The organism is Phycisphaerae bacterium (assembly GCA_018003015.1).
Lineage (GTDB): Bacteria > Planctomycetota > Phycisphaerae > UBA1845 > PWPN01 > JAGNEZ01.
This window is the reverse complement of record JAGNEZ010000002.1, coordinates 83256-107180: the sequence shown is the minus strand read 5'-3', so window position 1 is coordinate 107180 and position 23925 is coordinate 83256. Positions and strand designations below refer to the sequence as shown.

Annotated in this window: 13 protein-coding genes; 10 read left to right on the top strand and 3 right to left on the bottom strand. The window is 63.9% G+C overall.

Annotated features, from left to right (window positions below; genetic code table 11):
• Positions 1-41 precede the first annotated feature (41 nt).
• Positions 42-3356 (top strand): hypothetical protein, encoded by a 3315-nt coding sequence (locus KA354_01295; protein ID MBP7933256.1) that lies wholly within the window; start codon positions 42-44, stop codon positions 3354-3356.
• Between the two features lie 93 nt (positions 3357-3449).
• Positions 3450-7214, top strand: a complete 3765-nt coding sequence (locus tag KA354_01290; protein MBP7933255.1) for a discoidin domain-containing protein — start codon at positions 3450-3452, stop codon at positions 7212-7214.
• Between the two features lie 139 nt (positions 7215-7353).
• Here the strand turns inward: KA354_01290 and KA354_01285 are convergent, their stop codons facing one another.
• Positions 7354-7794, bottom strand: a complete 441-nt coding sequence (locus KA354_01285; protein MBP7933254.1) for a hypothetical protein — start codon at positions 7792-7794, stop codon at positions 7354-7356.
• A 214-nt stretch (positions 7795-8008) separates the two neighbouring features.
• On the opposite strand from KA354_01285, the gene KA354_01280 reads away from it, so the two are divergent.
• The 3 genes from KA354_01280 (at position 8009) to KA354_01270 (ending at position 12124) form a co-directional block, all read left to right on the top strand.
• A complete protein-coding gene (locus KA354_01280) occupies positions 8009-8707 on the top strand; it encodes a hypothetical protein (protein ID MBP7933253.1) in 699 nt (232 codons plus the stop codon).
• A 211-nt stretch (positions 8708-8918) separates the two neighbouring features.
• A complete protein-coding gene (locus KA354_01275) occupies positions 8919-11000 on the top strand; it encodes a hypothetical protein (GenBank protein ID MBP7933252.1) in 2082 nt (693 codons plus the stop codon).
• Positions 11001-11116: 116 nt separating this feature from the next.
• The gene (locus tag KA354_01270; protein MBP7933251.1) at positions 11117-12124 is read left to right on the top strand and encodes a dihydrodipicolinate synthase family protein; all 1008 of its coding nucleotides are present in this window, start codon (positions 11117-11119) and stop codon (positions 12122-12124) included.
• Positions 12125-12390: 266 nt separating this feature from the next.
• Here KA354_01270 and KA354_01265 read toward each other — a convergent pair whose 3' ends face one another.
• A complete protein-coding gene (locus KA354_01265) occupies positions 12391-13059 on the bottom strand; it encodes a BMC domain-containing protein (protein MBP7933250.1) in 669 nt (222 codons plus the stop codon).
• Positions 13060-13317: 258 nt separating this feature from the next.
• Here KA354_01265 and KA354_01260 point away from each other — a divergent pair, with 258 nt between their 5' ends.
• From KA354_01260 to KA354_01240, 5 genes are all read left to right on the top strand, one after another.
• The gene (locus KA354_01260) at positions 13318-15849 is read left to right on the top strand and encodes a U32 family peptidase (GenBank protein ID MBP7933249.1); all 2532 of its coding nucleotides are present in this window, start codon (positions 13318-13320) and stop codon (positions 15847-15849) included.
• A 207-nt stretch (positions 15850-16056) separates the two neighbouring features.
• Positions 16057-17556, top strand: a complete 1500-nt coding sequence (locus tag KA354_01255) for a hypothetical protein (protein ID MBP7933248.1) — start codon at positions 16057-16059, stop codon at positions 17554-17556.
• A gap of 171 nt (positions 17557-17727) precedes the next feature.
• Positions 17728-19656 (top strand): ABC transporter ATP-binding protein, encoded by a 1929-nt coding sequence (locus KA354_01250; GenBank protein ID MBP7933247.1) that lies wholly within the window; start codon positions 17728-17730, stop codon positions 19654-19656.
• On the top strand, positions 19649-21592 hold the full coding sequence (locus tag KA354_01245; GenBank protein ID MBP7933246.1) for an ABC transporter ATP-binding protein: 1944 nt from the start codon (positions 19649-19651) through the stop codon (positions 21590-21592). Before KA354_01250 ends, KA354_01245 begins: the two co-directional genes overlap by 8 nt.
• A gap of 170 nt (positions 21593-21762) precedes the next feature.
• Entirely contained in the window at positions 21763-23235 is a 1473-nt protein-coding gene (locus KA354_01240; GenBank protein ID MBP7933245.1) for a DUF4070 domain-containing protein, read from the top strand.
• A 204-nt stretch (positions 23236-23439) separates the two neighbouring features.
• Here the strand turns inward: KA354_01240 and KA354_01235 are convergent, their stop codons facing one another.
• A complete protein-coding gene (locus KA354_01235) occupies positions 23440-23775 on the bottom strand; it encodes an RNA-binding protein (GenBank protein MBP7933244.1) in 336 nt (111 codons plus the stop codon).
• Positions 23776-23925 lie beyond the last annotated feature (150 nt).

Below are 23925 nucleotides of genomic sequence, written 5' to 3'. Positions count from 1 at the left end.
CTTCGCCTAGTCACTGCTGCTTTCGTGTGGAGTTGATCGACATGCTTACCCTCATGCTCGCCCTGTGCCTGGCGGCCGGCAACGACGTCCATCCCACCATTGGGGTGATCGCTGACGATCTCGTCGACTACTCGCAGTGGGTCAGTCAGCACAAGGACTTGTGGCGCGGTAGCCAGGTGCTCCCTCTCCTGGAGGACCGGGGTGCCAGGCCCACGCTCTTGAGAAGCGAGGATCTGACTCTCGAAGGCTTCTCCCGGTTCGATGCAATCCTGATCAGTACCGATCACACCTACCCCGAACGCGGAGCGTGGGGCGGGCCGGTGGCCAAGGCCCTGGTCGAGTACGTTCGCGGCGGCGGGGTGTATGTCATGCCCATCGGCATCCCGCACTGGTCAAGCAAGGACCTCGAGACGGGCAGACTCGAATCCGGCCACTGGAACGACTTCTTTGACCTTCGCGGTTCGGCGGCCGCCGGGCGCGGTCCGCTCGCCTTGACCCGTCAAGGGCAAGCGATCAGCCTGCCCGATCCGGCCGGTCTGGACGCCAGGCCGGTCCGGTCGATCGACTGCAAGGAACAAGCGGTGCTGGTCTGGAGTGCCGACTATTTGCCCTGCCTGAGTGCGATTCCGTTCGGCAAGGGGTGGCTGCTCAACTGGCTCGGCGGCCCGGAAGGCACCATGGCCCAAGGCGTGCGCGACTACCTGATGTCGGCCGCCGTTTCAACCCTTCGGGCGGCCAAAGGCGGCAGACTCAAGGCGACGGACATGCGCGGCCTGATGGCCGCCGAAGGGCTCGCCGGCAAGTCGTTGGACGACCTCGATCGGCGGAGCTTCGCCCCCGGTCGTTCTCCCTTTGAATCGAGGCCGATCGAGATCACGCTGTCGCTCGACGATCCGCCCGCCCCCGCCCAGCCCTTCGTCCGAAAGACGATCTCGCTGGACGGCACCTGGGAGATGATGGGCGTGCCCACGGGTGCGGCCGACCCGCGTTCGATGGTGCAGGTAGAGCAGGGCCGAGGCTGGCATGCGGCCATCGGCATAAACATCCCTTGCAGCGTCCAGACCGGGCTCTTCACCGCAGGCAAGATCCCCGACCCCGCCGTCGGCTTCAACGACCAGATCGCCCGACAGGAGGTTGCAGCCAAGGAATGGTGGTTCCGCAAGGGCTTCGATCGGCCGGGCACCGGCCAGGTGCGGCTGATCTTCGACGGCGTGGACTACAGTGCCACGTTCTGGCTCAACGGGCACCGGCTTGGCGAGCACGAGGGGCCGTTCGGCGGGCCGGAGTACGACGTCACCAGCCTGCTCCGCGAGCACAACGTCCTGGTCGTCCGACTCGATCCTCTGCCGCCGGACTGGAAACAGGTCTTCAAGACCAACTGCGTCTACGGCTGGCACTACGTGGCCTGCCCACCGATCGGCATCTGGCAATCGGTGCGGCTGGAACTCGAGCCGGAGATCAAGATCCACGATCTGTTCGTGGCCGCTGCTGATGCCCAGAAGGGCCTCATCAATCTGGCTACCGAACTCGATGGCCCCGAAAGTGGTTTCAGGGTCTCGATGGAGGGTCTCATTCGTCCGGCCAACTTCCAGGGCAAGGCGTACCGGTTCAAGGTGCCAATCGAATCGCGCGCCCCGCACGCCGTGCGTCACTGGCGATTGACCCTGCCCGAGCCGCGCCTGTGGTGGCCGGTAGACCTCGGCGAGCCAAACCTGTATCGGCTCGACCTGGTCATTCGCGATGGCGAGCGAGTGATCGACGGTACGGGGACCCGATTCGGCGTCCGTACCATCCGCATGGCCCCCACGCCCGGCGGGCCCGCCCCCCACCAATACAACTGGACGTTCGTCATCAACGGCCGTCCGACCTTCATGAAGGGCTGCAACTGGTGCACGCTCGATGCATTTCTACGACTCACCCCGGATCGATACCGCCGGTTCCTGACCTTGGCCAAGGACGAGCATATCCAGATCATGCGAAGCTGGGGCGGCGGACTGCTCGAGACCGATACCTTCTACAACCTCTGCGATGAAATGGGCATCATGGTCATGCAGGAGTTCCCGCTCACCTGGCAGGTCTTCGACAATCTCCGCTTGTCAGTCAGCGACGAGATCGCGCACCGCAACATCGTGCGGATCCGTAATCACCCATCGCTGGCCATGTGGTGCGGAGGCAATGAGCACCAGGGCCAGGGCCCGCTCATCGAACTGCTCGGTCGGCGTTGCCTCGAACTGGATGGCACGCGCCCGTACCACCGCACCGATCCCTACGGGGGGAGCCTTCACGACTACGGCGTCTACTGGGGCCGCCAGCCGTTCGAGCACTATCTTACCCTCGTACCCTACAAGAACGGCCCCATCGCCATCGGCGAGACCGGTCTGGCCTCGCCCTGTGCCGTCGAGAGCACGCTGCGGTTCCTGCCCGAACCGGAACGCCAGGTCTGGCCGCCGCCGGACAACGGCACCTTCATTCATCACACCCCGACCTTTACCCGCGAGAACATGGACTTTCTCAACCGGCACGCCAAAGAACTCGACCCCTGCGCCGATCTGGCCGGCTTCACCCGCGGCGCTCAACTCGCCCAGGCCCTGGGACTTCGCCTGGTCCTCGAACGGATGCGCTGCAACTGGCCGCAGGCGACGGCCATGATCTTCTACAAACTGACCGACGTGTACCCCGGCTGCTCGTGGGCCACCGTTGACTACTACGGCGTACCCAAGATCGCCCACGATTTCGTGCGAAATGCCTTCGCCCCGCTGCACGTCTGCGCGCTGTTCGAGAGCCTGGACGCCGAGCCGGGCAAGCCGTTGAAGATCCGGGCGATGCTCCTGGACGACACCGAGCAATTAGCGGCAAACTCGGAGATCACCGTGCGATTGTTCAACGGGCTGCTCAAGGAAGTGGCCGCGCATCAGCTGCTGCCCAGGGGCAAACCCGAGCGGGTCCAGGATCTCGGTGAACTCGCCCTGCCGATTCCGGATAGGGATGCCGCACCGCTCCTGCTGGTCCTGGATCTGCGACGCGAGGGCAAACTGCTCGACCGAACTTGGTACTGGTTCAACTTCCGTTGCAGGCCCGGGTGCCTGTTTCAGCTGCCCCGAACAACACTCAGGGCGGAACACCAGCGCGGCCGAGTGACCATGACCAACACCGGCCAGACTCCGGCCGTCGGCGTCCAGGCAATCGCCCCCGAAGCCTCCGATTCGCTTCGCGTTTCCGACGGACACCTTTGGCTGAATCCCGGCGAGACCCGGATCATCGGCGCCGAGCTGATGGCCAACGTCGACGGCCACACTCCGGCCATCGGTGTACCGCATGTCACCGCATGGAATGCGGATCCCGCCAGGGCGCGATAGGACGCTTGACGCCCGATGGAGCACTTTCGTACGGTGGCGATACGAAGCGTGCGTCCGGGCGCCCGACGGCAGACTCCAACCCAAGGTGAAACGATGATGACTCTCCAGAGGTTCCTGGCGATCTGTTCGCTGACATCGGGCCTCGCGGTCATGGCCGCCTCCGCTGCCGAAACCGACCTCGAACAGGCCTTCCGCTCCCCCCCGGCCGCCGCCCGGCCCTGGGTCTTCTGGTGGTGGCTCAACAGCAACGTCAGTCGAGAGGGAATCACCCGCGATCTCGAAGCAATGAAACGCCAGGGCATCCAAGGTGTTCTCATCTTCAACGCGGGCGAAGGGGCAACACCGCGCGGCCCCAGGTTTCTCGGCCCGGAATGGCTGGAGCTGTACAGATTCACGCTGCAGGAAGCTTCGCGACTAAGCATGGAGGTCAGCGTCAACCTCTGCGACGGCTGGGATGCCGGCGGACCGTGGATACCGCCCGAGGCGGCCAACAAGAAGCTGGTGTGGTCAGAGTACCAGGTAGACGGGCCGCGAGGGGCGCCGCTGTCCCTGCCCCACCCGGCTACTGTGGATGGCTTCTACCGCGAAGTGGCGGTCGTCGCCATCCGGGAGCGGACGACCCGGCCGGTGCAGCCGGCGTCGATCCGGGCCAGCTCTTCGGCCGCCGGCTACTGCGACGAGTGGAATTGGCCCCCGGAGGATGCGGCCGACGGCGACCGGAACACGTGGTGGCAGGCGGCGGCGGCTCCTGCGCCCGGCAGGCCAGCCTGGATTGAATACACTTACTCGGAACCGCTCCTGGCCTCGGCCGTTTTCGTCGCCGGCGACAGGAGTGACGGACCTCGCGAATGCGAGTTGCAGATTTCAGAAGACGGAAAAGCTTACACGACGGTCCTGTCGTTTGAGCAGAGAGCAGGGTTCTCTCAGCAGTTCGAGCTCACCGAGACAGAGTCGAAGGTCTTTCGCTTGCTGGTGAAATCGTCGCACACCAGGGACCTTCGCGTTGCGGAGATGTGGCTGTTGCGTCAAGGCGACGAGCCGAGCCTGGGACGGGGAATCAAGTGGTGGTGGTTCAAGTCGGGCAACCGGAGCTTCTGGGACTGGCCCAGGGAAGGGCCGGCCGTAATCGAGGAGGAATACACCGACGACGGCACCCGCGATTGTCTCAGCAGTGAGGTCGTCGATCTGACTTCCAGCCTGGGCCAGGACGGCCACCTGCAGTGGGAGGTCCCCAAGGGCCGCTGGTCGATCCTGCGCTTCGGATACACGCTTGAAGGCCAGCGTACCCGCTGTTCATCGACCGTCATCGGCTACGAAGCCGACATGCTCGACGCCAAGGGCATCGAGACCCATTTCAAGCACTGCGCGACCCCCCTGCTGGAAGCCGCGGGCGATCAAGCAGGCAAGACGCTGAAGAGACTACACATCGACAGCTACGAGCTGGGCGCGGACGTCCGCGGGCAACAGCCGACCTGGTCGGCTTCATTCCGCGAGGAATTCCGCACCCGGCGGGGATACGACCTCACCCCGTTTCTGCCGGCCCTGGCTCGGCGAATCGTCGACGGACGTGAGAAGACCAATCGATTCCTCTGGGACGTGCGTATGACCATCGCCGACTTGATGGCCGAACGGTTCTTCGGTCGATTCGCGGAGTTGGCCCATGCCCGGGGGGTTGGCATTCAGTGCGAGACCGGCTATGGAACGTACCCGCACCCTCAGTTCGAAGGCCTTCGGGTAGCCGCCCAGTGCGACGTGACCATGGGGGAGTTCTGGTGGGGAACCGACATCATGTCGCAGTTCGAGCCGTTCTGTAACGTGATCCGCTCGGTCGCCTCGCCGGCCCACGTGTATGGCCGCCGAATCGTGCAAGCCGAGTCGTTCACATCCTGGCAGCATTTCCCGGAGTATCCGGCCACCCTCAAACCCCTGGGCGACCGGGCATTCTGCGACGGGCTCAACCGGATGGTATTTCATCAGTACACCCATCAGCCCAACGAAGACCGACCGGGGTACCAGTACGGCGCGGGAACCCACATCGACCGGCACGTGACCTGGTGGGAGATGGCCGCCCCCTGGCTGAACTACCTGACCCGTTGCCAGCACCTGCTCCAGAGCGGACGATTTCACGCGGACGTTGCGTACTTCTACGGGGAAGGGGCGGCCAAGTACGTGCCGGGCAAGAAGTACCTCAAGCCCGCTTTGCCGGACGGGTATAACTACGACTGCGTCAATGCCGACGTGCTGTTGAACCGAATGAAGGTCGCGGATGGACGGTTGGCTCTGCCGGACGGCGTCAGCTACCGGTTGCTGGTGCTGCCCACACAACGCACCCTGTCGCCGGGCGTGCTTCGCAAAATCCGGGAGCTGATCGAGTCAGGGGCTACGGTATTGGGAGACAGGCCCGCGCACGCCCCCGGATTGAGCGATTGGCCGAAGTGTGACCAGGAGCTGAAAACCCTGGCCGATGAAATGTGGGGAACGGCGCCGGGCGATCGCGGCCGCCACCAGATCGGCAAGGGACGACTGGTATGGGGCGAGACTCTGGCCGACGTGCTGGCGAATATCGGCGCCCTTCAGGATTTCGAGATCGCCGGTGACAATGAGAGCTTTGAGTTCATCCATCGGGTGATTGGCGACGCGGACATCTATTTCGTGTCCAGCCAAATCAACGCGCCGCAGAAAGTGGAGTGCCGCTTTCGCGTGCATGGGCGTCAACCTGAATTGTGGGATCCGGTCGCGGGTCGCCTGGGGGACCTGCCCCAACAGATCCAGACCGACGATGACCGCACGCGGCTGAGCCTGCGATTCGAGCCGTACCAGAGCTTCTTCGTCGTCTTCCGGAAGCCGCTACCGCGAGCTTCCCACGACGTCGTGGAACACAGCTTCGTTTCAACGGAGCGCGAGAGAGAGCTTGCCGGGTCGTGGACGGTCGGGTTCGATCCGGCGTGGGGCGGACCGGAGAAGACGGTTTTCGAGAAGCTCGAGGACTGGACGCAGCGGCCGGAAGAGGGCATCAAGTATTACAGCGGAACGGCCACATACCGGAAGACATTTGACCTGCCGCAGGCGGCTGACCAGGGCAAGACCCGGCGGTTCCTCGATCTGGGCACGGTCAACTATCTGGCTCGCGTGCGGCTCAATGGCAAGGACCTCGGCGTGGTGTGGACGGCTCCTTGGCGAGTGGAGATCACCGACGTGGTGAAGGCGAAAGGAAACGCCTTGGAGATCGATGTGGTCAATACGTGGGTCAATCGGATGGTGGGAGACGCCCGATTGCCGGCGGAAAAACGGTTCTGCAAAACCAACGTGTCACACCCGGCGGAGCACCCGCTGATGCCGTCCGGGCTGCTCGGACCGGTGACCGTACATATGGAGGGCAATCTGGCGGATGCCGAGTACAGCCTGGCGTGCGGGCGGCCGACGACCGTGTCATCTTCAATCGAAGCCGGGAACTGGACGCAAAGCAGGTTGGTCGACGGAGAGTGCAGGAGCGGCTGGAGTTCGCAGCGGGGAGCCGCGTTCGCCGATCACAGCGAGGAACCCGAATACGCAGCCGTCAAGCTGCGGCGTCGGGCAGCTATCGACCGGGTGGTTCTGCACCCGCGGGACGACGTCCCCTACACCGGACAAGGTTTCCCAGAGGACTTCACTATCCAGGTTAGCGAAGACGGCAAGACCTGGCAGACCGTGATTGAGAAGAAGGGCTACCCTGCGCCCGAGGACGCCACGCCGCAAGTGTTCCCTCTCAACGGAGCCTTCGCCCGGTACGTCAAGGTCCAGGCCACGAGGCTGCGAGCCGTCGAAGGGCTGCATTTCTTCCAGCTCGGGGAGTTGGCAGTTTTCGGATATGAACAATAGAGACCAGCGCTGTGACGCTGCGCAATGGTGAACTGAGAATGGAGAACTGGGAAAGGCTCGACCTCATCGCCGGTACGAGACCCCGGCCTTCTCCATTCTCCACTCTCCATTCTCCATTCGCGACGCCGCGGCGTCGCCCTCAGTCCCTCGGCTCATCGCGCTGCGGCTGCATGGCGTCGGCCGGGCTCGTGCGGAAGCCGGTGATCAGCGGCACGTTTTCGGGCTTCTCCGAAGGATGCACGGCGTAGACTTCGACCCGGACGATCTCGTCAAACGGCATGGTCACGATGAACGACCCGACCTTGTATTGCTCGTCGACCGGCTCGCACTCGAAGGTCAGCAGATTGTTGTGCACCCCGACGTCGACTATCTCCTTCAGCTCATAACTGAAACCGTCGCGGAGGTAGATGAGCGTCCGGGCTTCGAGCTCAGAGAGGAACTTCTGATACTCGGCATGGCTGCCGGCCGCCTCGGGACCAACCTGGGGAAACTTCTTGAGCATGACCCGCTCGCGGGCCTGCCGCTTCTGCTGGGCAAATGCGGCACCGTGGAACCAATCGTAATTGAAGATACTGGCCATTCCTGGCGGCTTCCTTTCTTGTCAGCGGGGCTTTACGCCTTGCCCGCCGCGACACCCTAGGTTGTGATCGGCCATGTGTCAAATGAGCCGCAGGTGACTCGGCTTTTTCAAGACTGAACTTTGAAGTAGCCAGAGACCGATAATAGACTCACTAGCGATGCCAAGAACGAGCCCAACAGGTTGGCGGGTGGACCTCAACCGAGCGATCCGTTCCATGTATCTCCCCCAAGATGCCCGGGTGGATCCCGGTCTGTTTCCAGAGGACGAGTTCCCCGTCTACTGCCCGTGGTGCAACTACCTGCTACGCGGCCTGCCCGACGACCGATGCCCGGAGTGTGGCAAGCACTTCGATCCGGGGCGATTGCTGGTGGTGCAGTACGTGGAGGACAAGGGCAGGCGGCAATGGCCGCAGATCAATAAGTGGCCGAAGCGGTTTTTGCTCCTCAGCGGCGTGCTTCTGCTCGGATGGCTGTATGGGATGGAGTACCTCATCTCCTGTACTCAATCCGGGACGAAGCCCTGGGCGATGTCCCTACTTCGCTGGCTCATGTCTGGAACGTGGCATCGTGCTCTGACAAGCAGTCCACTCGCCCTCATGACGACGCTTGCCGTCCTGTCTTTCGGACTCTACATCCGCGGCAGTCTACACCGCCGGAAGAAACGCCTACAAATCAGCGCCTACTTCTACAAAGACGATTCCCCTCGCGACAGACGCATGCGACGGCACGTGGAACTGGTTCTCCTATCTCTGGTCGTGGTTATCGTAGCTCCGATCGCAATGTTGGTAGGCGGATTCATCCTCCTCGACAATCAGACCAGGGCGAAGCCTCCCATTCAAGCAATGATCGTGGGCATCGTGGTCGGCATAGCGATTCTGGTCGTCGGTCCATTCCGGCCATCGCGAACAAGATAGGGGACAATCGGACAGCCCTACGAATCCAAGTCGTTCCGCGGGCAGAACGCCGCGAACCATCCTGCCATAGGAAGGAACGTTCCGGCGATTCGGCGGAGGCATCGGAGTGGAAATGGCCGGTGGGGCCGGAAGAAGAAACGAACGCCCGGCACAGCACCCGGATGTGACCTGTCGTCGGCGTCTCTGGATTGACCACAAATAGGAGGAACCCATGGCTCGACTGTGTTCAGACAAGATCCATCAACGATCACTTCCAACTGACTGCCGCAGGATGACGTGGCTCCTGACAGCCGTCCTGCCGATTGCCCTGTCGGTTGTCCTGGCCGGGCCGACGTCGGCGGCGGAAACACCGTCGGCGAAGGCTACGGCCGCTTCGCGACCAGCCGGGGGCGCGAAGACGATCCACGTCTCCAAGCTGGGCGACAACTCCGACGGATCGAGTTGGGCCAAGGCGTTCCAAACGATCCAGGCCGGGCTGCAAGCCGTACCCGACGACAAGGGCGGGCACAAGGTGATCGTCCGGCCGGATACCTACGTCGAAGCCAATCTGTACCCGGCCCACAAGGGGGCGGCCGGGGCGTACAACGTGCTGGTGGGCGACTGTGACGGCAAGCTCGGCTCGGGGGCGACCGGCTGGGTGGTGATCGATTCAGGCTGTCCGGACGTCGTGGTCCGTACCGACCCCAAGGGCGCGACCGGCAACCCGAGCTTCATCATCCTGCCGAGTGGACCGCCGGAGAAGGGACTCAAGAGCATCGACTGGTGGGGACCGTGGAAGTGCGATCCGAGCTTCTCCGGGGTGATCTGGGACCGCTGGGAGTTCCGCCACCTGTACGCCACCGGCTCGGAAGGCGGCATCGGCTGGGACATGACCTGCCAGGCGAATACCGAGTTCAGCGCCATGGTCGACGACTGCGTGGGCATCGGGCGGTTCTCCGGGGCGTGCGTGATGGCCCACGTCGGCCGGCCGAACGAACCCGTACTCTTCCGCCGGTCGTACTTTTGCTGCATGGACTGGTGGGGTGACGCCGGGGCGGCCTACGTGCGGGCCGGGCACACGAAGATGCCCGAGTGCCCTGACGCGGTCTTCGAGGATTGCACGCTGGTCTCGCCGGACAACGCATTGGAGTGCGGCTACCCCGGCTTTGACCGCTACACGCGGGTCAAGTTCACCAACTGCCGGATGATCGTGCTCAACTACTCCCAACCGGTAGGCACGCCCGGGACCGGCGTCATCCATACGCCGCTGGACGGCAAACAACTCCACGTCGATCTCGACGGCTGCACGCTCATGGGCTACAAGGCGTTCGGGGCGGGTAAGGGCGAGATCTCCTACACCGCCAAGAACACGAAGGCCTACGTGCAGTTCCAGCAGAAGCTCCCGGCGAACATCGAGCGGCTGGGGCTCTGGCCGACCGAGACCTTCCGGTCGATCGCCCCGCCGGAGAGGCCGCTGGGCGACCCCACCCTAATCAAGGACGAGAGAACATTCGGCGAGCTATGCGAGGTGGCGCCCATCATCTGGCAGGATCGGTCGGTGCTCCTGGAATGCCTCCGCCCTGCTACCGGCGCACCCGAGGAGCACGCCCTGGCCCTCAAGGACGTCGAGACCGGCGAGCGGCTGGCCCACTTCGCCGTGGGCTACAGCCTGGCGTCGGTCATCGTCCATGACCGGGTAGTGCATGTCTTCGCCGCCCGGCGCGGCACGGACGGGTCATGGAACGACGTCACCCACTTCTGGTCGAGCGATCTGAAGAAATGGGAGCAGAACGCCGCCATCCAGCAGGAGAACGAGCACCTGTTCAACTCCTCGGTGTGCCGGGTGGACAACGGCTTCGTGATGGCGTATGAGACGGATGACTCGCGTTTCACACCGTTCAGCATCAAGTTTGCGCGATCCAAGAACCTGCGCGATTGGACCAAGGTACCCGAGGTCGTGTTCGGCAAGGACCGCTACGCCGCATGCCCGTGCCTCCGGCTCGTCGATGGGTACTTCTACCTCATGTACCTGGAGCACAGGACGCCAAGATGGTTCTTCGAGACCTGCCTGGCACGCTCGAAGGACCTCAAGGACTGGGAGATGAGCCCGACCAACCCGCTGATCACGCCAGAGGCGGGCGAGGACATCAATACGTCGGACCCGGATATCGTCGAGTTCCAGGGGAAGACCTACCTGTACTACAGCATCGGCGACCAGAAGACCTGGGCCAAGGCCAAGCGGGCGATCTTCCCGGACTCCATGGGTGCTTTCTTCAAGAGCCGATTCCAGCACCCACAGCGTCCGCCGGGATAACGCCGGAGGCCCCGCCACCCCTTCTCCATCCACCGCCATTGCGGTAGCCACCCCGGGCAAGGATAATGACGCCACCGTCCACCGATGACGGACGAATAACCGACAGCGAGGCAGTCATGGCCCAGAAGAGGTTGAGCGGCATCTTCACCCCCCACATGGTCCCCTTGGACGACCAGGGCCGAATCAACGAGTCCGAACTCCGCCGGCTGGTCGACTGGCTGATCGCCAAGGGTATCAGCGGCCTGTACCCCAACGGCAGCACGGGTGAGTTCACTCGGTTCAGCTTCGAGGAACGTAAGACTATTGTCCGCATCGTGGCCGAGCAGACCGCCGGCCGGGCCGCGATCCTGGCCGGTGCCGCCGAGGCCAACCTGAAGATGACCCTCGAGGCGGCCGCCTACTACCACCAACTCGGTTGCGACGCCGTGGCCATCGTCGCCCCGTTCTACTACAAGCTCAGCCAGGACGCGGTCTACGCCTACTTCGCCGAGATCGCCCACGAGAGCCCCATCCCGCTGACCCTGTACAACATTCCCCAGTTCGCCAACGACATCGCCAACCCGACGATCCAGCGTCTGGCCGGCGAGTGCCCGCAGATTGTGGGTATCAAGGACTCAAGCCGCGACCTGCCCCGCTTCCTGAACATGATGCACGACATCCGCCCAATCCGGTCGGACTTCGTCTTCCTGACCGGATGCGAGGAGATGCTCCTGCCCGCCCTGATCATGGGCGCCGACGGAGGAACCATCGCCACCAGCGGCGTGGTGCCCGAAGTGGTCATGAAGCTCTACCACCTGGCCACGCAGCACAAGATCGAGGAAGCCCGGGCCATCCAGTACCAACTCCTCGACCTGATCCGGCTGATCGTCTTCGGCGCCGACTTCCCCGAGGGCGTTCGCCAGGCCGTCGGCCTGCGCGGCTTCCACATGGGCCAGGGCCGCCACCCGCTCTCCGCCGCCCAGCAACTCGACCTGAACGCCCTGGCCCGCACCATCCAGTGCATTCTGAACAGCTTCGGCTTCACCGACGCTCCTCCCGGCGGTTGCGACCCCAATCGCAGCCCAATCACCTCCACCGCGGTGGAACAGATCGTCAAGGAAGTGGTTCGGCGATTGCAGGGCTGAGTGCCAGCTTCGCCGGTCGCAGGCTTGATGCCGTGAGCTGGTGGACCGCAGCCCTCCTCGCGACCGCAACACCACCCCTGCTGCCCTGCGTGCAGTCGCAGAACGATCCGCGGCTATCCCGATCGGCGGTCAGCGGCCGTGAGCCCAGCTTTTTGATAGGTTCAAGCTCGGCGCCCAAGGAAGCCAACAGACAGGTTGGTCACCCGGTTCCGCCGCATCCGGTGGGTCCGCCTGCCAGCTGATTTGACCGCTGACCGCTTCCCCGGTCACTTCGGCAGCAGCGCCGCCAGCTCGTCGTGGGGACGAGCGATAACGTGCCCGAGGATGAGCTTGCCGCCGACGCGTTCGACCGCCGCAGCACCGGCTTGAACGGCTGCCTTCACCGCCGCCACGTCGCCGGTCACCATGACCGTCACGTACGCCGCACCGATCTTCTCCTTGCCGATGATCTTGACGTCCGCGGCTTTGCACATGGTGTCAGCCGCCTCGAGCAGACCGACTAGACCCTGGGTCTCGATGAATCCGATGGCATCTTGAGCAGCCATGGCAGCTCCTTGTGAATCAGCCGCCGGAGAGGCCCCCGCCCCGCCCGGCAGCATGTGCTCGTAGAACCCCAGGAGGGTATTATACTCCTGAGCGGAGTGAACCAGGAAGTCGGCGCCCGCCGCGTAGCTGGCCCAGTCGCGACCGCCGAGGAGCGCGTGCATCTGCTCGGCAATCTCGCGGCCGGCCTGAACCGAGGCCCGTACATCGGCGGCCCTCCCGGTGACCTTGACACCCATCCCGCCGGCGTGGTTGACCTCGATGCCAGCAAGGCGGACGTTGGCCGCCTTGACCATGACGTCGGCCACGACCAGACTGGCCGACAAGCCCATGACCTCGACCAGACCGACGCTGGCGATCGCCGAGTCCTGCTGCTCAACATCTGCCGACATCTTCACCTCAAGGCCAATATGTTAGCATCACCAGGCAAGAGTGCAATGATGCAAGTGAGAGGTGAAACCGAAGGCGACGATCGGCCGGTGCAATCACCCGCGTGGCGGCTGACAAGCGCGAGGTATACCCTTCGCACCGCGCCAACCAAGCCGCCCCGACGCCAACACAATCTCCGTGTACCCTCATCACCCTGGGGTTGAGCCACGATCGAAAAGAGACATAATGCAGGTTGTGCGAATGCCCGCGAGGACGGCCGAATGGCACCGAATGGAACAGCGCGAGTCGAACTGCTGGCTCCGGCCGGAAACACGGAGTCCCTGCGCGCCGCCGTGGCCAACGGTGCGGACGCAGTCTACTTCGGCCTGGAGGACTTCAACGCCCGACGCCGGGCGAAGAACTTCACCCTGGCCGACCTGCCGGAAACCATGTCGTTCCTCCACCGCCGCAACGTGAGAGGATACGTCACCTTTAACACGCTGATCTTCTCGGAAGAACTGGAGCGGGCGGCCGCATTCATCGCGGGCATCGCCGAGGCCGGAACGGATGCCGTGATCGTCCAGGATATCGGCATCATTCGGTTGATTCGAAGAATGTGCCCGTCACTGGCCATCCACGCGTCAACCCAAGCCACCCAGACCCACGCGGCCGGCATCGAGTTCCTCCGGGCCATGGGCGTGAATCGGGTGATCCTCGCCCGCGAGCTTTCCGTCGAGGACATCGGGCAGATCCACCGCGAGACGCAGGTCGAGCTCGAGGTCTTCGTCCACGGGGCGTTGTGCATCTCCTTCAGCGGGCAGTGCCTGGCCAGCAAATCGCTCTTCGGGCGGAGCGCGAACCGCGGGGTGTGCGCTCAGGCGTGCCGCCTGCCCTACCAGTTGGTCGTCGATGGCCAGCTCACCGACCCGGCCGAACCAGCCTACGTACTCAGCCCCAAGGACCTTTGCGCGTGCGATCACATTCCCAGACTGATCGAGGCCGGAGCCATCGCATTCAAGATCGAGGGACGACTCAAGAGCGCTCCGTACGTGGCCGCCGCTACCCGGCTGTATCGCCAGGCCATCGATGCCGCGGTACAAGGAATCCCGTTCGTTCCCGGCGAACAGCAGATGACCGACCTCGCCCAGAGCTTCTCGAGAGGATTCACCCCCGGCTTCCTGGACGGCAACCGCCATCGAGAGCTGGTCGATGGGCGATCGCCCAAGAACCGGGGACTGGTCGTCGGAACGGTCGTCGGGAGGACGCCACGGGCCGTGCTGGTCGAATACGACGCAAGCGCTTCCGCGACGGAGGAGCGACTCAAACCCGGCGATGGCGTGGTGTTCGACGACGGCCACCCTGAACGTGACGAGCAAGGTGGGCGGGTATACGCCGTACAACCAGTGCAGGCTCGGAAAGGCACCACCCGGGGCACGCACATCACCGCCGGCGCTCGACGTGTCGAGATCAGCTTCAGCCGGGATGACGTCAACACGGCGGCCGTAGCCATTGGAAGCACGGTATGGAAAACAGACGACCCGGGAACTCGCCGGCGGCTGGAGAGCAGCTACCGCCGCGACTATCCGACTCGACGCATCCCCCTGACCGTCACCGCCCGGATCGAGCCGGACAACTGGCTCCGGGTTCTTATGCGCGACAATGCCGGCCATGAGGCCGAGGCGGTCACCCCGCAGCCACTACAAGCCGCCCAGCGACACCCGATGACGACCGCCCTGCTGCACGGCCAGTTCGCCCGGTTGGGCGATACCCCCTTTGAACTGGCCGAGCTGGTGCTCCTGGACGCCGCCGGGCCGACAGACTCGCTCCCGTTCCTGGCCCCCAAGAGTGTGTTGAACGACCTGCGACGGCGAGCGGTGCAGGCAATGCTGGAGAATCGGTCGGCGGCGCGCCGCCATAGGGTGGAGGAGCCGAATGCCCTGGCGATACTGCGGGAGGAACGGATCGCTCCATCCGTCTGGCCCCGGAGTGAGAACGATCTTCAGCTCTGCGTCCTCGTTCGCACGCAGGAACAGATGGATGCCGTGCTCGCGTGGGCCAGGAAACATCCGTCCATCATCGCGGTCATCTATTGCGAGGGCTCACGCGGACCGGAAGCTCCTCACTTTCATGATACCTCTGCTCGGGCTGAACAACCCCGCCCACTGATCGGACTCCCCACGCCGGTCATCTGCAAGCCCGGTGACGAAGTCGCCCTTGCCCGGATCGCCCAGCAGCGGCCCAACGTCATTCTCACCCGCAACCTCGCGGCCCTGAGCTGGCTGCGGAAACACGCTCCAGAAATCCCTTTGGTCGGCGACTACGGGCTGAACGTGACCAACGAGCTGAGTGCGTCCGCGCTGATGGGCAGCGGGCTGACCCGCCTGACACCCAGCTGTGACCTGGATGAAACTCGGCGCGCACAGCTGATCAAGGCTTCACCAGGTGTTCCCTTCGAGATGATCTTCTATACCCACCTGCCACTCTTCCACACCGCTCATTGCCTGCTCGCGGCTCGACTGAACGGCGGAAACGACTGCACCCCGTGTGCCGCACCTTGCCGACGACACCATCTCGCGCTGCGGGACCGGGCGGGCGTCGAACATCCAGTGCTGCCCGATGAGCAGGGACGAAACACGGTCTTCAGCGGGCCGGTCTACCCCGCGACCGGCCTGCTCGAGGACCCCACACGGTCGGGCGCCAGGTATGGGCGGATCGAACTGCTGTCCGAGTCAGCCCCGCAGACCCGTGAGCTGCTCGATCACTGCGCGAGAGGGCTCATCAAGCAGACCGGCCATGGAGTGCGAGCACCTTGAGGCCCCTTTCGCTCATCGAAGCGGGTTCCTTCGGGCCTCGTACACCCGTCCCAGGAGAGACGCTACGGCGGCGGTGCACGGAAATGTCCGGAAACGCAGCGCCCCCCACGATTCGGGGCCGGTTGGCCAGAGACTCGCCCCCTTTGCATCGTGAGGCGAAACCCGCTACGATATGCCGCTTTATCCGCGTTGACAGGAGGTTACGCATTGGCCCCACCCGATCCAATCAAGGTCGATGACGCCCGCTGGCAGGTCCAGGAGTTCAGCGACCCGGCCGTCAGGCGACTCTTCGAAGCCGCGTTTCTCTTCGCCCGTGAGCTGGCTGTTGACACCGTCACCGTCACCCACGACGGACGGCTGGCCGCCACCCACGTCCAGGATCTGGCGATCGAGGCGGCGGTACGGATGGGCCTGAGGGTCTTCTCCTGCCCGCATCCCATCAGCACACCGTGCAGCTACTTCACGACACTCAAGGTATCGCAGCAGTACCCCAACACCATGGGCGTCACCGTCACCGCCTCGCACGACCCCAAGGAGTACGTCGGGGTGAAGTTCACCGCGCCGGTCGTCCGGGCCATCGGACTGGGCTGTGGTCCCAAGGGTGGCCTTAGCCGCGTCCGGGAGATCTATCACAGCCAGCAGAACGCCTCCGCCGCGCCGGGCGGCAGCCGCACCGACATCGACCTCACGCCCGACTACATCGACTACTCGATCAAGCAGGCGAACCTGCACGCTGGTCAGCTCGCCGGCCTCTGCGTCGTCCTCGATGGCCTCCACGGATCGGCTGGGCCGGAACTGGCCGAGGCCATCACGCTCGCGGGGGCCAAGATCGAGCCGTTGCGCCTGGAGGTGGACGGCAGTCTCCCGGCCGGTTCGCCCAACCCGACCAGCCAGGGCAAGATGGACCAGGCGGTGCGGGTGGCCGGGCAGAAGGGCTGCCAGGTCGTCATTGGAACGGATGGCGACGGTGATCGTCTTGTCTTCGGCGATCACCGGGGAATCCTGAGCGCTGGATTCGTCGCCATCCCCATCCTTCGAGCCTGCGGCTTCGACGGCGAATTGCTCGGTCGACCGGCCGTGCTCCACGATCCCAGGATCAACCCGCTAGCCCTCGCGGAATGGGGCAAGCTTGACGTGCGTCCGGTCCTGTACCGCAACGGGCACTCGCAGATCAAAGACTACATGCGAGCGAACGGGGCGATGATCGCCGTCGAGGAACCGGGGCACTACTACCACAACCTCACGATGGGTCCGCACGTCGTCGCGGTCGAGAACTCGGCCCTCACCGCGCTGCTGTTCCTCGGCCAGGTCAGGCAGGATCCAAGCCTGCTCGACAAGCTCTGGACCCTGCAGGAGAAAGTCCAGACCACCGGGGAGTTCAACTGCCAGTTCACGGGCGACGAAACCCGCGATCGAGCGTTGAACGCTGTCATCCGCCACTTCACCGGACAGGGAGCGGCCAGCGCCACGACCACCGCCGAGGGCATCGACCTCGAGGGTATTGTCCTCAATCATGGCGTCCACACGAACGGCGAAGGCACTCAGCTGAAGAACGGCTGGTTCAGCGGCTACCTGCGGGCCGCAACAAACGAAAAAGGCGTGATACGCTCGTGCTTCTCGGCCGCCGACCCTCAGCGACTCAGGCAGATCGAATCGGAAACCCGCCAGATCCTGGTCGGGCAACACAACGGACGAATCATCGATTGAAGTCAGGGGTGTCCTCGTCGGCCGGCACCAGGGCTGAGGGTGGAAAAACCGCCCGTCTTGGGCTATAGTGCCCACGGACAGGTAACTCAACCTATGGGGAATCTGCCGACCGAGAGACGGGCAGGAGACCGTCGCCGGAGTCGGCCCGCGACCCTGCACCCGAGCCGCTCAGTGTGCCCTGACATCGAAGGTATCACCAACCGCCAGCTGATGCGGTGGATGTTCGGCTTCTTGTCGCCGGTGAAAACCACCGTGGTTCTGGCCTGCCTTTACCTGTCGCTGTGGACGGCCGCGGAGGTTACCGCCGTGCGGATCACCGCCGGGGCGGTCAACTCGATCAAGGAAGTCCACTTCAGTCAGCTTCACGCCGACACCGGCGTCGTGGCCTGGATCACGGGCGGTACTCAGGAGGCGACCGCCCTGCGACACATCGTGTTGCTGCTCGCCGCGACAACCCTCGGCCTCGGCGTCTTCGCCTACCTCAAGGAGGTCACCAACGCCAAGCTGAGCATGAACATGGTCTTCTACATCCGGGAGGCGGTGTACGACAAGCTGCAGCGGGCGGGATTCGGCTTCCACGACGCGATCTCGACCGGCGAACTCATCAACCGGGCACTGAGCGATCTCCAGAACGTCCGGGCGTTCGTCAATTCCGCCGTGCTGGTCACACTCGAGATCGTGCTCATCGTGGGCGGATACCTCATCCTGCTGCTATCCCGCTCTCCATGGGTCGCGGCCCTGTCACTCGTGCCCCTGCCGCTGTGGACCTGGTACATCCTGCAATTCAGCAAGCGCGCTCAGCCAGCACTGAAGGCCACCATGAAGGAAGGCGACAGGAACATCTCGATCATCACCGAGAACATCGCCGGCGTCCACGTGGTCAAGGCGTTCGCTACCCAGCAGCAGGAAGTCGATAAGTACAGGGCGAGCTGTGACAGCTTCTTCGCCAAGGTGATGTATCGCATCCGCCTTTTCGCCAACTTCGCACCGGTCATGCGGAGTATCGCGACCGCTTCGCATCTCACGCTCTTTCTGGCGGTCGGCGTGCTCATCATCAAGGCCCGGCTGACCGCCGGCGACGTGCTCATGCTCGGAGCCGCCATGGGCGCGATCCTGGGCCGGCTGCAGCAGGTAGCGGTGATCAATGACCAGTACCAGAACGCCATCGTGTCCGCCCGGCGGCTCTTCGAAGTCCTGGTCGCAGCGCCGTCCGTGAAGCAGCGCCGGGACGCCCCGCCACTGCCTGACGGACCGGGTGCCGTCCGGTTCGAGAGCGTGACCTTCGGATACGATCCGGCCAAGCCCGCCCTGCGCGACATCACTTTAGAGGTTCCAGGTGGCAAAGTCGCGGCCATCGTCGGACCAACCGGAGCGGGCAAGACCACGTTGGTCAGCCTCGTCGCGAGGTTCTACGACCCACAGCAGGGCCGAATCCTGATCGACGGGACCGACATCCGCGAGGTCTCGCTCGACAGCCTGCGAACACAGGTCAGCTACGTGTTTCAGGAGACGTTCCTGTTCAGCGATACCGTCGAGGCCAACATCGCCTACGGCCGTCCGGAGATCCGCGGCGAGATGATCACCGAGGCGGCCCGGATCGCTCAAGCTCACGAGTTCATCGAGACGCTCCCGCTGAGCTATGCGACCCGGCTGACCGAGCGCGGCGGCACGCTCTCCGGCGGGCAGCGGCAGAGGCTGGCCATCGCCCGGGCCATTCTATCCACCCCCCGCGTCCTGATCCTCGACGACGCAACCTCGGCGGTCGACCCCGAAACCGAGGAGAGCATCCGCAAGGCGATGCGCAAGGGGCCCGCCCACCAAACCACGTTCGTCATCGCTCACCGGATCAGTACGGTCAAAAACGCCGATCTGGTCATCATCCTCGAGGAAGGGCGCATCACCCAGATGGGCACCCACGAGCAACTGCTCGCCCAGGAAGGCCACTACCGACAGGTGGTCAACCTGCAGCTCCACGGTGACGTGGACATCGACTCCGATGAGGTGTCACTGTCCCACATGAAACGGATGCGTGACTTCGATCGGCGACGCGGCAAAGGCCTCAGACAGGAAGAGGAAATCGCGGGAGAACCCGATGCCTGACCTCGAGGAGACAACCCGGCGCGCCAAACCCCTCCGGCAAATGCTGTTGGCCGCTCGGTCCGCCGCCGCCGCAGTCCGCCGCAGGCTCCGGCGGCGCACCACGGCCGAGCAGCTCGAGGTCCTCAACGAGGAGGGTGAGCCGCGCTATCGCCCTATCGATCGGCAGATGATCAGCCGGCTACTATCCTGCATGAAGCCCTACCGCCGTCACTACGTCAAGGGCATCACCCTCGGCATGGTCATGATCTTGCTCGAAATGCAGTCGCCGCGTTTCATCGGGGCGATCATCAACTGGACCACCAACTACGCGAACGGGCAGCTCAACCCTATGCCCACCGAGGCGGCTGCGATCCGCCACCTCGGAGCGATCGTCCTTCTCTGGGCCGCGGTCCTGGCCGTCGCCATGTTGCTGCACCGCTGGACCATCCTGATCATGACCCACGCGGGCGAGAAGGTGCAGTTCGATCTCCGCCGACGGCTCTTCGCCCACCTGCAGGAGCTCTCGATGAGCTTCTACGACAGGACCAAGCTCGGCCGGCTCATCAGCCGCAGCACCACCGACATCAACAGCCTGCGCGAGATGAACGTCTGGGGCATCGACAGCGTGGCGAAGAACTCGATCATGATGTGCGTGGCCACGACCATGCTGCTCGCCACCGAACCGCGCCTCTTCCTGGCCGTGGCGTGGCTCGCCCCGGTCCTGTTCATTCTCAACCGGGCCTACCGCCGCAAGGCTGCGATCATGTACCAGATCGCCCGCGAAGGCTTCACCCGCGTCTCCACCAACTTGGCCGAGAACATCACCGGCGTACGGGTCGTGACTGCATTCAACCGGCAATCATTCAACCTCGGCGTCTTCGATCGTCTCCAGGACGCGAACACCCTGAACAATGTAAGAGCCTCCCGCGTCAACGGCGTCTACCAGCCGCTGCTCGGCTTCGTCGGTTTCATCGGCCGGATGATCATCCTGGTCTACGGCGGCTATCTCGTGGCCACCAACCGCATCGACAGGCGCTTCGGCGTAGGCAGCGTGGTCACAGCGTTCCTCTACTGGGACTGGTTCATGGCCCCAATCATCAACTTCGGCAACTTCTACAACCAGCTGATGATGGCCATGGCCGGCGGCGAACGCGTGTTCACCCTGCTGGACACCAAGCCCGAGGTAACCGATCTGACCGGGGCTCGGCCCATGCCGCCGATCCAGGGACAGGTCGAATTCCACGACGTCACCTTCGGCTACAGACCGGACAAGCCCGTACTGCATGACATCAGCTTCATCGCGGAGCCGGGGCAGATGATCGCCTTGGTGGGCGCAACCGGCAGCGGTAAGAGCAGCATCATCTCCTTGATCGCCAGGTTCTACCTCCCGCAGAAAGGAGCCATCCTGGTGGACCGACAGGACATCCGCCAGGTCACCAGCGAATCGCTGCATCGCCAGATGGGACTGGTCCTTCAGACCAACTACCTGTTCACCGGCACGGTCATGGACAACATCCGCTACGCCCGACCGGCGGCCACCGACACCGACGTCCTCGAGGCCGCCCGGAAACTGGGCACCTACGACGCGATCATGAGCCTCCTCGATGGTTTCGCCACCGAGGTCGGCGAACGCGGAGCCAACATGTCGATCGGCCAGCGGCAACTCATCTGCTTCACCCGGGCGTTCCTGGCCAACCCGCGGATCTTCATGCTCGACGAAGCCACCAGTTCGGTGGATACCACGACCGAGCGGCAAATCCAGAACTCGCTCGAACAGCTGATGCGCGGCCGGACCACCTTTGTCGTCGCCCACCGGCTGAGCACCATCCAGCGAGCCGACTGCATCCTGGTCATCGACAACGGGCGGATTATCGAACGGGGTTCACACGCCGAACTCCTGGAGCAGGACGGCAAGTACGCCCATCTGCACGACCAGTTCGTGCTCGCTTGCGGGTGAGCCGGTCGGCAGCGCCGCCCCCCCCCGAGCTCGCCGCAGCCCAAGGCGCCAGACCTCGCCAAAGCGGTCCGCCCTCACCGTCGCCCGGCAGGAGATTGCATCAGGCCCCAGGGAAGCCTATAGTGATGCACCAGGAACCGACGAGCGAGGGGGGACAGGGTATGGAAACGATGAAAATACTACTTGTTTCCGCAGCCACACCGGATACGTTCTGGAGCTTCAAGCACGTTCTGCCGTTCGTCGCCAAGAAAGCGGCCTTCCCGCCGCTCGGGCTCCTGACCGTGGCCGCCATGCTGCCTCGCGAATGGAACCTCAAGCTGATCGACCTCAACGTCACCCGGCTGACGGATGCCGATCTGGCCTGGGCCGACTACGTCTTCGTCTCCGCCATGATCGTGCAGGCGGATTCCGCCCGGCAGGTCATCGCCCGGGCCAACTCCTTGGGCAAGCCCCTGGTCGCCGGCGGCCCGCTTTTCATGACCGGACACGACCAGTTCCCCGAGGTCCAGCACTTCGTGCTCGGCGAGGCCGAGAACATCATGCCCAACCTGATCGCGGACATGGTCGCCGGACAAGTGAAGCACTACTACCGCCATGAGCAGCGGCCAGACCTGAGCCTGACGCCGGTGCCCAGGTGGGACCTCATTAACATGAGTCAGTACGCCCTCATGCCCCTGCAATCCTCTCGCGGATGCCCGTTCAACTGCGAATTCTGCGACATCATCGTCATGAATGGGCGCGTGCCCCGGGTCAAGAGCACCAAACAGATGATCCGCGAGCTCGACTCGCTGGTCGACGCCGGCTGGGACGATTCGATCTTCATCGTGGACGACAACTTCATCGGCAACAAGGCCAAGGTGAAAGCCTTCCTCCGCGAGTTGATCGCCTGGCGAGAGCGACGCGATCCGGCCATCGCCTTCACCACCGAGGCCTCCCTCAACCTGGCCGACGACCCCGAGTTGCTCGACCTCATGGCCCGGGCTGGCTTCAAGAAGGTGTTCGTCGGCATCGAGACACCCGAGGAGGCCAGCCTGACGGAATGCGCCAAGGTCCAGAATACCCAGCGCGACCTGATCGCGGCCGTCAGAACCATCCAGAAAGCCGGGATCGAGGTCATGGGCGGCTTCATCGTCGGCTTTGACAATGACAAACCGAACATCTTCGAACGGCAGATCAAGTTCATCCAGGAAGCGGGTATCGCCACGGCGATGGTCGGCCTCCTGACCGCCCTGCCAGGTACCCGGCTCTGGAACCGGCTGAAGGAAGAGGGACGTATCATCAGCCAAACGACGGGCAACAACCTCGACGCCGTCCTGAATTTCATCCCCAAGCTCGACCGCGAAATGCTGATCGAGGGATACCGCTCACTGGTCAAACGGCTCTACACGCCAAAGGCCTATTACGCCAGAATCCTGACCTTCCTCCGCGAGTACCACCCCCGCGGTCCACAGATACCCCGCCCCGCCTCGGACATCCGAGCGGTCATCAAGTCACTGTGGATCATGGGAGTGCTGACCCGCGGGCGGCGCGAGTACTGGAAGTTCCTCACCAAGATCCTGGTCTTTCATCGCCGCGCGTTCCCCGAGGCCATGACCCTGGCCATCACCGGCTACCACTTCCGACGGATCGCGGCAGCCCTGTGACCCGATGACAGCGCCGCCCTCCGGCACCGGAACTCGAAGACCGGGATGCCCAACACCCCCCCTTGAATCCGAAGCCGACACCCCCGCTCGACCGCCGGCGGCCAGGCTCGGTCAGCCTGTTGTGAAACCCACCCAAGAAGAAGGCCACGCACTCTCGTGCGTGGCCTTCTTGATCGACAGGTCGATCGACCCGGGAGAAGCGGCTCAGTAACGGCGACCGCCGCCACCTCCGCCACCACCGTAGCCGCCGCGCCCCCCTCGTCCACCGCCACCGCCGCCACCACTGCGATTCTCCCGCGGCTTGGCCTCATTGACGGTCAGTACACGCCCGCCGTGATCCTTGCCGTTCAGAGCATCGATCGCAGCCTGGGCTTCCTGGGGCGAACTCATCTCGACGAAGCCGAATCCTTTGCTCCGGCCGCTCATGCGGTCGGCAATGACCTCAGCACTCTCGACAGTCCCATGGGCGGCAAAGAGCTGCTCCAGATCAGAGCTGGTCACGTCGTAGGTCAGGTTCCCAACATACAGTTTCTTGCCCATCTATTCTTCTCCTGTGATAGGGCAGAACGACCCAGGTTTCACTTTCCGGGTCGGATCAGAAAGCGGCCGGCATCTCGGCCTAGAAGCTGGAGCGGCGATTGAGGGAACGGTCCGGACATGCTACGACAGAGGTCGCGTACCCTGCTCGTT